11 protein-coding genes are annotated in these 13022 nt (G+C 70.4%); 6 read left to right on the forward strand and 5 right to left on the reverse strand.

Annotated features, from left to right (window positions below):
- The first annotated feature begins 113 nt into the window (after window positions 1-113).
- The 5 genes from E3N83_RS16715 to E3N83_RS16735 are packed head-to-tail and all read left to right on the forward strand — an operon-like array spanning window position 114 to window position 5992.
- Window positions 114-1220: a polysaccharide biosynthesis C-terminal domain-containing protein gene (locus E3N83_RS16715; protein WP_151084279.1), complete on the forward strand. Its 1107-nt coding sequence runs from the start codon at window positions 114-116 to the stop codon at window positions 1218-1220.
- Window positions 1217-2344, forward strand: a complete 1128-nt coding sequence (gene wecB / locus E3N83_RS16720) for a non-hydrolyzing UDP-N-acetylglucosamine 2-epimerase (protein ID WP_151084280.1) — start codon at window positions 1217-1219, stop codon at window positions 2342-2344. Before E3N83_RS16715 ends, wecB begins: the two co-directional genes overlap by 4 nt.
- The gene (locus tag E3N83_RS16725; protein ID WP_151084281.1) at window positions 2341-3255 is read left to right on the forward strand and encodes a glycosyltransferase family protein; all 915 of its coding nucleotides are present in this window, start codon (window positions 2341-2343) and stop codon (window positions 3253-3255) included. Before wecB ends, E3N83_RS16725 begins: the two co-directional genes overlap by 4 nt.
- Window positions 3252-4508 carry a glycosyltransferase gene (locus E3N83_RS16730; protein WP_151084282.1) on the forward strand — a complete coding sequence of 419 codons (1257 nt, stop codon included), beginning with the start codon at window positions 3252-3254 and terminating at the stop codon, window positions 4506-4508. Before E3N83_RS16725 ends, E3N83_RS16730 begins: the two co-directional genes overlap by 4 nt.
- Window positions 4505-5992, forward strand: coding sequence for a hypothetical protein (locus E3N83_RS16735; protein ID WP_151084283.1), 1488 nt, complete (start codon window positions 4505-4507; stop codon window positions 5990-5992). Before E3N83_RS16730 ends, E3N83_RS16735 begins: the two co-directional genes overlap by 4 nt.
- A gap of 33 nt (window positions 5993-6025) precedes the next feature.
- On the opposite strand, the gene E3N83_RS16740 is transcribed toward E3N83_RS16735, so the two are convergent.
- From E3N83_RS16740 to cysD, 3 genes are all read right to left on the reverse strand, one after another.
- Window positions 6026-7186 (reverse strand): MATE family efflux transporter, encoded by a 1161-nt coding sequence (locus E3N83_RS16740; RefSeq protein WP_151084284.1) that lies wholly within the window; start codon window positions 7184-7186, stop codon window positions 6026-6028.
- Window positions 7187-7288: 102 nt separating this feature from the next.
- Window positions 7289-8539, reverse strand: a complete 1251-nt coding sequence (locus E3N83_RS16745) for a sulfate adenylyltransferase subunit 1 (protein ID WP_151084285.1) — start codon at window positions 8537-8539, stop codon at window positions 7289-7291.
- The gene (cysD, locus tag E3N83_RS16750) at window positions 8539-9459 is read right to left on the reverse strand and encodes a sulfate adenylyltransferase subunit CysD (RefSeq protein ID WP_151084286.1); all 921 of its coding nucleotides are present in this window, start codon (window positions 9457-9459) and stop codon (window positions 8539-8541) included. Before cysD ends, E3N83_RS16745 begins: the two co-directional genes overlap by 1 nt.
- A gap of 74 nt (window positions 9460-9533) precedes the next feature.
- On the opposite strand from cysD, the gene E3N83_RS16755 reads away from it, so the two are divergent.
- Entirely contained in the window at window positions 9534-9857 is a 324-nt protein-coding gene (locus tag E3N83_RS16755) for a PqqD family protein (RefSeq protein ID WP_151084287.1), read from the forward strand.
- A gap of 2 nt (window positions 9858-9859) precedes the next feature.
- On the opposite strand, the gene E3N83_RS16760 is transcribed toward E3N83_RS16755, so the two are convergent.
- Window positions 9860-11800 (reverse strand): DUF4012 domain-containing protein, encoded by a 1941-nt coding sequence (locus E3N83_RS16760; protein ID WP_151084288.1) that lies wholly within the window; start codon window positions 11798-11800, stop codon window positions 9860-9862.
- A gap of 166 nt (window positions 11801-11966) precedes the next feature.
- Entirely contained in the window at window positions 11967-13001 is a 1035-nt protein-coding gene (locus tag E3N83_RS16765) for a sulfite exporter TauE/SafE family protein (protein WP_151084289.1), read from the reverse strand.
- Window positions 13002-13022 lie beyond the last annotated feature (21 nt).

Here is a 13022-nt window from a genome sequence, read left to right on the forward strand (position 1 = left end):
CGCGGCCCCAGGCGAGCCATGATGATGAGGTGCGACCGGGAGCCGACCGGCTCCCGGGCTGACGTGCCGAGGACCGCCCCTGGCCGGGGTGCGCGATGGGAGGAGCCGGACCGATGACCGAACTCCGACGCGTCGCCATGACCGGTGGCCACGGCTTCCTCGGCTGGCACACCGCGTGCCGGCTCCGGGCGCTGCACGGCATCGAGCCGCTGCTGGTGGGCCGGGACACCTGGGCCGACCCGAGTGCCCTCCGGGACGCTCTCGACGGTGTCGACACCGTGATCCATCTGGCCGGCGTCAACCGAGCCGCCTCCGACGAGGAGGTCGAGGGCGGCAACGTCGAGCTCGCGGAGACCCTGGGGTCCGCCCTCGGGCAGCGGCCGGTGCACGTGGTGTACGCCGACTCGGTGCAGCGTGAGCTCGACAACCCCTACGGCCGGGGCAAGCGCCGGGCCGCGGAGCTGCTCGCGCGGCTGCCCGGCACGTTCGCCGACGTCGTCCTGCCCAACCTGTTCGGCGAGCACGGCCGACCGGCGTACAACTCCTTCGTCGCGACCTTCTGCTCCGAGGTGGCGGCCGGGCGCCGACCGGAGGTGACCGGCGACCGCGAGATCCCCCTGCTGCACGCGCAGGGCGCCGCGCAGGCGCTGATCGGCGCGGCACTCGACCCGGTGGACCGGCTCGTCCCGGTCGAGGGCGAGCCGCACGGCATCGGCGAGGTGCTCGACCGCCTCACCGGCTTCCAGGCGCTCTACGCCGAGCGCGGCGAGCTCCCCGACCTGTCCACGTCCTTTGCGGTCGACCTGTTCAACACCTACCGGTCCTACCTCTTCCCCGGGCAGTTCCCGATCGCGCCGTCGGTCCACGGCGACGCCCGCGGAGACCTCGTGGAGACCGTGCGCGCCCACGGAGGCACCGGACAGGGTTTCGTGTCGACGACGCGGCCCGGCCACACCCGTGGGGACCACTACCATCTGCGCAAGGTCGAGCGGTTCTTCGTGCTTGCGGGCGAGGCCGAGATCTCGTTGCGCCGCCTGCTCCATGACGACGTGGTGACCTTCCGCCTCTCCGGTGACACCCCGTCGTTCGTCGACATGCCCACGATGTGGGTGCACAACATCCGCAACGTCGGCGATCGCGACCTGCTGACGATGTTCTGGGCCGACCAGCTCCTCGACGCCGACCAACCGGACCAGTATCCCGAGAAGGTGACGCCATGAAGGTGATGACGATCGTGGGGACCCGCCCCGAGATCATCCGGCTGTCGCGGGTGATCGCCCGGCTCGAGGCGACCGAGGGCATCGAGCACGTGCTCGTGCACACCGGTCAGAACTACGACCACGGGCTCAACCAGGTGTTCTTCGACGACCTCGCCCTCCGGGCCCCCGACCACTACCTCGGGGTCGACACCTCGAGCCTGGGCGCGGTGCTCGGCGGGGTGCTGGTCGGCACCGAGCAGGTGCTGCTCTCCGAGCGCCCCGACGCCGTGCTGGTCCTGGGCGACACCAACTCCTGCCTGGCCACGGTGATGGCCAAGCGGCTGCGGATCCCGACCTACCACATGGAGGCGGGCAACCGCTGCTTCGACGAGAACGTGCCGGAGGAGACCAACCGCCGGCTGGTCGACCACGTCGCCGACTTCAACCTCGCCTACACCGAGCACGCGCGCCGCAACCTGCTGGCCGAGGGCCTGCAGCCCCGCCGCGTCATCGTGACCGGCTCCCCGATGCGCGAGGTGCTCGCGCACTTCCGTGCGCAGATCGACGCCTCGGACGCCGTGTCCCGACTGGGCCTCGAGCGCGGCGGGTACTTCCTGGTCAGCGCCCACCGCGAGGAGAACGTCGACTCCCCGGCCCGGCTGCGGATGCTGCTGGAGTGCCTGCGCACCGTCCACGAGTCCTTCGGCCGCCCGGTCGTCGTGTCCACCCACCCCCGCACCCGCAAACGGCTCGAGGCGCTCGGCGAGCAGGTCGACGGCGACATCCGCTGGCTCGACCCGTTCGGCTTCCACGACTACAACCGGCTCCAGCTCGACGCCGCCTGCGTGCTGTCGGACTCCGGCACGATCTCGGAGGAGTCGGCGATGCTCGGCTTCCCCGCGGTCACGCTGCGCGACTCGATCGAGCGCCCGGAGGCGCTCGACGCGGGCACGATCCTGATGACCGGCCTCGACGCGGACGACGTACGCCGTGCCGTCGCGGTCGCGGTCGCGGTCGCCGACGGTCCGGTGACTTCTTCGACGCCACAGGGGTACGACGTCCCCGACACGAGCAACCGGGTGGTCCGCTTCATCCTGTCCACGGCCTCCCGACACCACTCCTGGGCAGGTATCAGGACCACATGACGGCCGAGACACCACAGAGCACGGGGCGGCGCTCCCTGGGCGGTCGGGTGGTCGAGGACTCCCTCGCCCGGGTGGGCTACTCCTTCCGCCCTGCCGTGCAGCTGGTCGAGACCGCGCGTCCGAGACTCCGACGGGCCGAGGTCGTCCTGGTCCAGAACGCCTGGAACTTCCTGCCCGCCGTGGAGTTCCGCGAGCTCGCGCGCCCGTATCCCTCGCCGATGCGCCGCCGCATGGAGCAACGACGCCTGCTGGCCCGGCTGAACACCCGTCGCGCCGAGCGGATCGTGGCCCTGACGACCCCGATGGCCGAGCTGGCCGGGCGATCGACCGGCCGCCCGGTCGAGGTCAGCGAGGTCCTCTACCCGCTCTCGCTGCTCGACCCGGCGGACGACCACACCGGCCTTCCCGACGAGCCGTTCGTCCTCGTGCCGGGCACCTTGACCTGGTACAAGGACCCGGTCCTGGCCCTGACGGTGGTCGCCGCCCGCCCGGACCTCCCGCGACGGGTGGTCCTCGCCGGCCCGGACGACGGCTCGGGCTGCTGGACCGAGATCCAGCGGGTGGCCTCGACCCTGGGGCTGCGGGTCACCGGGGGTCCGGTCACCGCAGCCGTCATGCGCACCGCGCTCCGGCGGGCCGATGCCGTGATCGTCGGAAGCCGCCTCGAGAGCCTCGGCTTCTCCCTGACCGAGGCCCTGGCCCTGGCGCCGGGCCGAGTGCTCGCCTCGCCGCTGGCATCGCACGTCACGCTCGCCGAGCGGGTGGGGCGGCTGCCCGAGTGGCTCGGTCAGGAGCCGTCGGGATCGTCGGGGGCCGGGCTCCCGTCGCCGCCCGACCCCGCTGACCTCGAGGCCTCCTGGGACCGGCTCGGGACCTGCCTGGGCCTGCTGCGGACCGGGGAGGCGTCGTGACCGCCGCAGTGGACGTCCTCTACGTGTCGAGCGTCGCGACCCCGGCGGAGTTCGCCCGGATGCGCGAGCAGCTGCGGCCCGGCGCGCAGGAGGTCACCTACGGGATGCCGGACGCCGGGTTCAAGTTCCACAGCCTGATCCAGCAGGGCCTGCTGGCGCAGGGCTGCCGGATCCACGCGATCGTCGGCCGAAGCGCGTCGCACCGGTTCCACCTCGGCCGGTGGTGGCCGCGTCGTCGCGAGGTCGTCTCCGACCGGCTCACGGTGGACCATCTGGCCTTCCCCAACCTCCCGGTCCTCAAGCAGGTCTGGCTGGCCCTGGGCCTCGCCCGGCAGACGCTGGCCTGGCGGTGGCGGACGCGCCGTGCCGCCACCCGGGTGATGATCATCGACGGTGCCTACGTCTCGGCGATGGCCACCGTGCTGCCGTCCCTGCGCGGAGCGTCGCACCTGACCCGGATCGGCATCTTCGCCGATCTGTACTCCTACATGGCCGACGTCCACGATGCCAGCGGGCGTCGGGTCGGCCCGGTCCACTCCGCGGCCCGCCGTTCCGTCGCGACCTCGCTGTCGATGCTGGACGGCTACGTCGTGCTCACCGAGCAGATGGCCGAGGTGCTCGGCACCGACGGCAAGCCCTACGTCGTGATGGAGGGTCTGGTCGACGTCGAGGCATCCGCGCCCGCGCCCGAGGGCACCGAGAAGGCCTCCCACCCGACCGTGCTCTACGCCGGCGCGCTGCGCAAGGAGTACGGCGTCGAGTCGCTGGTCCGCGGCTTCCAGGCCTGGGACCGGCCCGACGCGGAGCTGGTCGTCTTCGGCCAGGGCGACTACGCAGCCGAGCTCGCGGCGATCGCGGCGGTGGATCCCCGGATCACCTACCGGGGGGTGGTGCCGACGGCCGAGGTGGTGGCGGCCGAGCGCACCGCCTGGCTGCTGGTGAACCCCCGGCCCGCCGAGGAGGAGTTCACCAAGTACTCCTTCCCGTCGAAGAACATGGAGTACCTCGTGTCCGGCACGGCGGTGCTCACCACACGTCTGCCGGGCATGCCGGTGGAGTACCTCGAGCACGTGCTCACCATCGACGAGCCCGGTCCCGACGGGGTCTCGCGAGGCCTCGAGAAGGCGTTCGCCGAAGGCTTCGACGCGCTGCTCCGTCGCGGCGAGCACGGCCGCGCCTTCGTGCTCGAGCACAAGAACAACGTCCGTCAAGCGTCCCGTATCCTCAGCCTGTCTCGGAGGCCAGCCAGATGAACACCACCCGCACCAGGACCCGCGTCCTGAGCCACCCGCAGCTGCGCGACAACGACGCGCCGCTGCTGTTCGACTTCACCGGCAGCAGCCGCTACGTCCCCTTGCTGGCCGGCGCCGGGCTCTTCGTGGTCGCCATGCTGCTGTCCCTGTTCGGGCCGATCGACTGGCAGATGGACAACGCCGTCGAGGTCTACGGTCTGCTGACGGCCTACCTGGTCGCGATGGTCGCGGGCTACTGGTGGGCGGTCCGGCGCAAGGGCGGGCGGCCGGTCGGCGGGCGGTGGCCTCTGCCGCAAGCGAGTGCGATCGTGGTGGTCGGCTCCGTCCTCTACCTCGTTCTCTACCCCCTGACGGTCTACGACGCCACCGGGCAGTGGTTCCCGAACGTCGTCCAGGGCCTCCTGCACCCGGGACAGGCCTACGCCGCGAAGACGGCCGCAGAGCTTGCGATCCCGCAGTACGCCGTCTACCTCGGCACGCTGGTCGCGCCCCTGACCATCGCCGTCCTGCCGCTGACGCTCTTCTTCTGGCCCCGGCTCTCCCCCTTGGCCCGCGGGCTCGGAGTGGCCACGATCCTGATGACCCTGGCGCTCGGGGTCGCCCGCGCGGTCAACCAGGACGTCGGTGACCTCTGCGGCTACATCGTGCTCTTCCTGGTCCTGGTCGCGTCGACGAGCCGCGTGGGGCGTGGACGCTGGAAGCGGTCGCTGACCTGTCTCGCGGGCGCCGTTCTGGTCGCCGGGCTCTTCCTCGGCTACTACCACACCGTGATCTCCGGCCGCGTGGAGACGGACGCGGTCACCTCCGGCCAACACCGGCACCAGTCCCTGAACGATGCGATGCGCAACCAGGCGCTGGTCAGCCTGGGCACCACCCGGACCGACAGCGTGTTCTACACGGTGGTGCCCACGGCGGCGCAGCCGACCGGCTCGGTGTTCACCAGCTATCTCACCCAGGGCTACAAGGGGTTGTCCCTCGCCCTGGACGCGACCTGGCACCCGACGTACGGCCTCGGTTTCTCCACCTTCGTCCGGCACAACGTGTCGCGGGTCCTCGGGCTCGACGAGAACGCCGTCGAGGCCCGGACCTACGAGGGCCAGGTGAGCGCCGAGGGATGGACCGCCGGAGTCCAGTGGTCGACCTTCTTCATCCACCCCGCGTCCGACCTCACGTTCCTCGGCGTGATCCCCTTGATGGTGCTGATCGGGTTCGCCTTCGGATCGGCGTGGCGCGACACCTGCACCCGTGCCGATCCGGTCGCCTGCGTGGTGTTCTTCTACCTCGGCATCCAGGTGCTCTACCTCTCGGCCAACAACCAGCTGTACGAAGGGGGCCGGCTGGCGGTCGGGTTCACGGTGGCGCTGGTCGCCTGGCTGCTGCTGCGGGTACGCCGGCCCAGGGTCCACGAGCCGGACCGGCAGTCCAGCGCGGTCCGCTCGTCGGTCGGCGCACCGGCCGTCGCGCGCGGCGACGCGCGGGACTGACAGCGCAGCCGCCGCGGCAGCCCAGGGGTGTGGTCAGGCCGTGGCGTTCGGCACGTCGGCGGCGACCGGTTCGGACGCCGGACGAACGGCGCTGATCCAGGAGAGCACGGCGAGGATCGCCGCGGACGCCGCGAGAGCGGCCTGAACGCCGGTGGCGGTGCCCAGGAGCAACGCCGCACCACCCGCTGCGACGACAGCGACAACGAGGTAGACCACGCGGAACACTGCGCTGACGTGAGTGCGACCCGCCGCTCTGAGCAGCGTGATCGCACCCGTCCACACCGACAGTCCGACGAACTCGGCGGTGCTGAACGGAAGCACCCTGCGGGCGCTGTCCCACGTGGGGCCCAGGAGGAAGTGGCCCAGGCCGTCGGGTAGCAGCCACACGGCCGCTCCCCACAGCACGGAGCAGCCAGCGAGCCCCAGGGACACCATGATCATGAAGGTGCGGCCCTGCGCCTGCGATCGACGCGTGACCTCCGCGACGGCCCCGAGCCCCACGGCCGCGATGCCCACGTTGATCGGGCTCATCAGCGTCGACGCACCGCGCAGCGAGCCGACGGTCGCAGGGGAGCAGACCGTGGCCACCAGGAACACGACGAGGAGCGGCGTCACCGCCGCCGTCAGGGCATCGACGGTCAGGTGGCGACGGCGCCGGTCCTGTGCGAACCAGCGCCAGGTCCCGCGCCAGACCGGACGTCGCAGGCAGTGCCGGATCGCGCCGAGTGCGAGCAGGCCGCCGAGCACCCAGCCGCCAGCGGCAGCAAGCGCACCCATGCCTTGAGACAGCGCGCTGATGCCGAGAACGGCCAAGGCCGTGCATACCCAGACGAGGTCGGAGATCAGCGCCCTGCTCGGGACACCGCGCGCGACGGCAACGAAGCGGGCGACGTCCTGGACGACCAGGAAGGGTGAGGCGCAGGCCAGCAGCAGCAGGGTGCCGCGCAGACTCGACCCGTCGCCGACGAGGGCGCCGAGGGCAGCGACGACGACCCCGATGGCCGCACCGGTGACGAGTGCCACTGCCATGGAGCGCCCGATCGCCTCGTCGACGGCTCGGGGATCTGTCTCGTGCGGAAGATCGACGCTCAGCGGCACCCCGAGGTTCGCACGTGACAGACCCAGGCCCACCGCCAGCACGCTGAAGCCGACCGCGAACGTCCCGAATTCGCTGGTCGTCAGCAGCCTGGCCACCAGGATCACCAGCAGGAAGTTGCTCGCGCTGCTCAGACCCTGATCAACGAAGATCGCAAGGCTTCGTCGGCCAGAACGTGCTGGCGGTCGAGTCACCGGTGACTAGCTGCCCGAGTTGATCATCCCGGCGCCGACGGTGACCCCGGTGGCCTCGTCGATCAGGATGAACGACCCGGTGGTGCGGTTCTTGGAGTAGGGGTCGCACAGCAGCGGCACCGTGGTGCGCAGCTGGACGCGGCCGATCTCGTTGAGGCCCAGCTCCTTGGTCTCCTGGTCGCGGTGCAGCGTGTTGACGTCGAGGCGGTACTGGATCTCCTTGACCATCGCCCGGCCCATCCGCGTCGTGTGCTTGATGGCCAGCTTCTGCCGCGGGCGCAGCGGCTCGTTGGTCATCCAGCAGATCATCGCGTCGATGTCCTGGCTGGGCTTCGGCGCGTTCTTGACCCGGGCGATCATGTCGCCGCGGCTCACGTCGACGTCGTCGGAGAGCCGGACCGTGACCGACATCGGCGGGAACGCCTCGTCGACCTCCCGGTCGAACAGGTCGATGCCTTCGATCGTCGAGGTCATGCCACTGGGCAGGACGACGACCTCGTCGCCCTTCTTCAGCACGCCACCGGCGACCTGTCCGGCGTACCCGCGGTAGTCGTGGTACTCGTCGGACTTCGGGCGTACGACGTACTGCACGGGGAAGCGGGTGTCGACCAGGTCGCGGTCGGAGGCCACGTGCACGTGCTCGAGGTGGTGCATCAGCGTGGGCCCGTGGTACCACGGGGTGTTCTCCGAGCGGGTCACCACGTTGTCGCCCTTGAGCGCCGAGATCGGGATCACCGCGAGGTCGGGGATCGACAGCTTGGTGGCGAAGTTGGTGAACTCGTCGTGGATCTTCTCGTAGATGTCCTGGTCCCAGTCGACGAGGTCCATCTTGTTGATGGCCAGCACCAGGTGCGGCACCCGCAGCAGCGACAGCAGCACGGCGTGGCGCCGGCTCTGCTCGGTCAGGCCCTGCCGAGCGTCGACCAGGACCAGCCCCAGGTCGGCGGTCGAGGCACCGGTGACCATGTTGCGGGTGTACTGGATGTGGCCCGGGGTGTCGGCGATGATGAACTTGCGTGACGGGGTCGCGAAGTAGCGGTAGGCGACGTCGATGGTGATGCCCTGCTCACGCTCGGAGCGCAGGCCGTCGGTCAGCAGGGCGAGGTCGGTGTAGTCGTAGCCGCGCGAGTGGCTGGTGGCCTCGACGGCCTCGAGCTGGTCCTCGAAGATCGACTTGGAGTCGAGGAGCAGCCGCCCGATCAGGGTGGACTTCCCGTCGTCGACCGAGCCGGCGGTGGCGAATCGGAGCAGGTCCATCAGAAGTAGCCCTCTTTCTTCCGGTCCTCCATGGCTGCCTCGGAGAACCGGTCGTCGCCTCGGGTGGCCCCACGCTCGGTGACGCGGGCGATGGCGATCTCGTCGATGATCTTGGGAATGGTGTCGGCGTCGGACTCGACGGCACCGGTCAGGGTCAGGTCGCCGACCGTGCGGTAGCGCACGACCTTCTCCACGACCTCCTCGCCGGGCTTGCAGGGGTTGAGCGGGTTCTCGCTCATCCACATGCCGTCACGCTGGAAGACGCGGCGCTCGTGGGCGAAGTAGATCGAGGGGAGCTCGACCTCCTCCTGTCCGAGGTAGTGCCAGACGTCGAGCTCGGTCCAGTTGGACAGCGGGAAGATCCGCATGTGCTCGCCGCCGTGGATGCGGCCGTTGTAGAGGCTCCAGAGCTCGGGGCGCTGCATCTTGGGGTCCCACTGGCCGAAGTCGTCGCGGTGGGAGTAGACGCGCTCCTTGGCGCGGGCCTTCTCCTCGTCGCGGCGGCCGCCGCCGAAGAGGGCGTTGAAGCCGTTCTCCTCGATCGCGTCGAGCAGGGTGGCGGTCTGCATCCGGTTGCGGCTGGTCTTGCCGTCGTCGACGACCACGCCCTTCTTGATCGCCTCGTCGATGCTGGCCACCACGATCCGGACCCCGAGCCGGTTGACCCAGTTGTCACGGGTCTCGAGGACCTCGGGGAAGTCGAGCCCGGTGTCGATCTGCAGCAGGGGGAAGGGGATCTTGGCCGGGAAGAACGCCTTCTCCGCCAGCCGCAGCATGACGATGGAGTCCTTGCCGCCCGAGAACATCAGGACCGGCTTCTCGAACTCGGCGGCGACTTCGCGGAAGATGTGGATCGACTCCGCCTCGAGCTGGTCGAGCTGGCTCAGCTGGTAGTCGACATGCGTCGGTGGTGCACTCATCGGATGGTGGGGCCTCTCCTCGGGACAGCAGCCCTCATGGTATCGGCCGGGCGCTTCAGCCCTAAACTCGGCGCGTGTCCGACCCAGCCTCCCGCCCACGTGGTGAGGCCGCCGTCGACGGCACGGTCTGGCGGCGCTCCGGCAGCGCGGCGTACGTCGAGTCCGACGAGCGCGTGGTCGTCCTGGACCTCGACCATCTCGACCACCAGCCCTACGTCTTCGAGGGCTCGGCCGCGCAGATCTGGGCCTGTCTGGACGGCGACCGCACCGAGGTCGAGATCGTGGCCGACCTCGCCGAGGCGTTCGGCGCACCCGTGGAGCAGGTCGCTCCCGACGTCCGGGCCTTCATCGACCGGCTGGCCGACCTGTCTCTCATTCTCCCCGGCCCCGGCGACTGACCTCACTGCTTGACGACCGGGACCTTCCAGGAGCTGGACTCGGTGAGCTGGGGCACCACGAGCACCGCCAGCTGCGGGCTTCGAAGGGTCCAGCCCGAGGGCAACGTCCCGAAGGTGTATCCGCTCGGGATCGTCAGCGAGATAGCGTTGGTCTGGGGCTGGACCAGGTCCTGCGGGTCCAGCGCCACCCGATACATCAGGTCCCCGGACGCCCGGTCGACCGTGGCCGCGTGCGGGACCGTGTAGCGGACGGTCAGCTGGACACCCTGCTGCGGCGCGAGCAGCCACCCGTGCCTGAGCACCGGACGGTTGCGGACCCCCGGCAGCCTCGTGGTCGACTGCTCGAGCGACTCGTGCACCATCGGGGAGCTGTTGCCCAACGCGTCCTCGAGCTGGGCGCCGTACGGCAGGAAGACCCCGATCAAGGTGCCCAGCCACCTCGTGTCGTAACCGGTCTGCGGGTCGGGGGTCGGCAGCGTGTAGGGGGGAGCCGGATTCTGGACCAGGACGTTCAGGGTCTCGGCCGCGCTTCCGTCAGGTCTCAGCCCGACCTGCATGTCGACCTGTCGGGACTGCCAGAAGTCGGACTTGCTGCCGTTGAGGTTCTGGGTGAAGACGCCCAGGTAGTCGTGCCGCGTCGTCGACAGGTTGCCGCTGAAGCCGGCGGAGGCGAAGGCGTGCTGCACCAGGGGCTGCCGGAAGTACAGCGCGACGTGCCGGCCCTTGGCGTCGTCGAGAAGTGACCGCGCCTTGGCGACGAAGTTGCCGCCGCTGAGGAACTTCTGCTGGAAGGCGGGCACCAGCGCGTTGTTGAGGCGGCGACGCTGGTAGGCGTTCTGGAAGCTGTCGTAGCTGCCGGCCAGGGACTGCACCAGGTTGTCGGCGTTGAGCTCGCCGTAGCCGGGCACCTGCATCGGCCCGGTGATCCGGAACAGCTCGGCCAGGGCCTGGAGGTCCACCGCGATCAGCCCCTGGCACCGCTGTCCGGTCTGGGCCTGCCAGGCGCGGAGCAGCTCCTCGCCGGACACCCGCCACCACGGCGAGTACGCCGCCGCGGCCAGACGTCGTGGCCCGGGCGGGTGGAAGAGGTTGCCCTTGACGGGCGGCCAGTTCAGGAAGGGCTTGGCCTGGTCCACGTCAGCCACGCTCTGGCTGCGCCCGAAGGTGATCAGCCCGTGGTCGAAGGTGATGGACGCCATCTGGAGCGTCGCGCCACCGGAGAACCGCTGCTCGGCGGGGTTCATGATCGTCAGCAGATAGGTACGCCGTCCCCGGGCGCCGAGGACTGCCGGCAGCTGGTCGAGCAGCGGCTTGAAGCTGCGGTAGGTCCCTTGGGTGGTCGATAGCTGCTCGGTCGCCCGCTTCTTCAGCGAGTCGATCTTGCCTCCGACGAGAGGGTCGTTGCCGCGCACCGCTGCGATCTCGGCCTGCGCGGCTCGCAGGTGCGGCCCGATCCGTCGGGCCTGCGCGGCGATCTGCCGGACGTCGTGGATGTTGACCCGGGTGCCCTCGATCAGCTGCGACTCGGGGGAGGTGGCGTGGGCGATCAGGTTGACGCCGATGGTCGCGGCCGTCGTCGCCTGGTCGAGCGCGGCGACGAGGTGGCGGCCGTCGGCCACGGCCGGGCCGAGCACCGGAAGGTGCGACCATGCGTTCGCGACGAAACCGTCGAGGTGGCCCTGCGCTCCCTGGACGTTGCCCCGTGCCTGCGCCAGGGCCTGCTGCGCCTGCGGGATCTGCTCGGAGGACACCGCGTCGTTCGCCTGCTGGAGCTCGTTCGCGGCAGCGGCCGCGTCGTGGTGCGCCAGCAGCAGCGGCAGCAGCGTCAACAGGAAGGCCGCGACGAGCAGGCCGACCCCGCAGCCGACCCTGATCAGCAGGCGCCGGGACACCGCTCCCAGCCCGGGGACCCGCACGCGCCGGGACGGGTCGCGGTGCTTCATGCGTAGAGGTCCTTCGTGGGGTCAGGATCGGCCCGCGATGTGTGCGACGCGCGCTAGATGTTCACGGCAGAAGTGAAAAGTATAGGGACGCGCACCCCAGACCCACGCTTCCGCGGCGCCCGACCGGCTCCGGTGGACGCGCCCTCACCCGCTCCGGGTGACCGGGCTACGGCACGTGTGGTCGGTCGTCGGTGCCGGCGATGCCCGAGGGTTCCGCCGGGGGCAGGGGCACCGGCCCGTCCAGCTCGGCCACCGTCGGGGCGCCGAACATCGGCAGGCCTTGGCCCTTGCGGAGAAGCCCCCAGATCAACGGCATCACGACGATCATGGCGACACCGACCAGGGCGATCAGCACGGGATGCGTCTGGTCGTCACCGGCGCCGAGCGGCGCCCAGCCTGACTTGTCGAGCAGGGCGAGCCCCGACATGGTCAGCACGACCACGATGCCTCGACGGATGTAGGACTGGGGCACCCGCGGAGCGATCCGGCTGCCGAGGATGCTGCCGGGCAGCGAGCCGATGACCAGCGGGATCAGGATGTGCCAGTCGAGACCGTTCAGGATGATGTTGGAGATGGCGGCGGCGATGACGAGGGGCACGGCCTGGACGAGGTCGGTGCCGACCAGTCGGAGCGCGGAGAGCCCGGGGTAGAGCATGACCAGCGAGATCATGATCACCGACCCGGAGCCGACGCTGGTGACTCCCACCAGCAGGCCTCCGAGGGCGCCGACGGCGACGGTGACCAAGGGACGGATCGTGGGATCGGGATCCACGGAGGGGCCGCCGCCGCGCACGCGCCGCAGGTTCACGTAGATCCGCAGGGCGTAGGTGAGAGCCGCGAAGAGCAGCGCGAAGCCGATGCACTCCTTCAGCAGGGTGTCGAGCTGGTCGGCGGACCCGGCCACCCGGTGGATGATCCAGGGACCCGCGAGCGCGAAGGGCACCGAGCCGGTGATCAGCCAGCGGGCGAGCGTCCAGTTGGGCGCCCCCTCCTTGGCGTGCGTGATCGCACCACCGGTCTTGTAGATCGCGGCAGCGGTCAGGTCGGCGGTGACCACCGTCGAGGCGTCGCCGACCCCGAGGAAGATCAGGGCGGGCGTCATCAGGGCGCCACCGCCCATGCCGGTCAGGCCGACGATGGTGCCGACGAAGAAGCCGGCAGCGATGATCGAGAAGAACGAAGCAGTGAGCCAGTCACCCATGGGCGCGATCCTTCGAAGAAG

It is taken from the genome of Nocardioides cynanchi (assembly GCF_008761635.1).
Classification (GTDB): domain Bacteria; phylum Actinomycetota; class Actinomycetes; order Propionibacteriales; family Nocardioidaceae; genus Nocardioides; species Nocardioides cynanchi.

Excerpts from the sequence above, each read along its gene's own strand:
- E3N83_RS16715 (WP_151084279.1), top strand. The coding sequence starts at position 114 with ATGACCGAACTCCGACGCGTCGCCATGACCGGTGGCCACGGCTTCCTC.
- E3N83_RS16765 (WP_151084289.1), bottom strand. The coding sequence starts at position 13,001 with ATGGGTGACTGGCTCACTGCTTCGTTCTTCTCGATCATCGCTGCCGGC.
- E3N83_RS16745 (WP_151084285.1), bottom strand. The coding sequence starts at position 8,539 with ATGGACCTGCTCCGATTCGCCACCGCCGGCTCGGTCGACGACGGGAAG.
- E3N83_RS16725 (WP_151084281.1), top strand. The coding sequence starts at position 2,341 with ATGACGGCCGAGACACCACAGAGCACGGGGCGGCGCTCCCTGGGCGGT.
- wecB (WP_151084280.1), top strand. The coding sequence starts at position 1,217 with ATGAAGGTGATGACGATCGTGGGGACCCGCCCCGAGATCATCCGGCTG.
- E3N83_RS16760 (WP_151084288.1), bottom strand. The coding sequence starts at position 11,800 with ATGAAGCACCGCGACCCGTCCCGGCGCGTGCGGGTCCCCGGGCTGGGA.
- E3N83_RS16735 (WP_151084283.1), top strand. The coding sequence starts at position 4,505 with ATGAACACCACCCGCACCAGGACCCGCGTCCTGAGCCACCCGCAGCTG.
- cysD (WP_151084286.1), bottom strand. The coding sequence starts at position 9,459 with ATGAGTGCACCACCGACGCATGTCGACTACCAGCTGAGCCAGCTCGAC.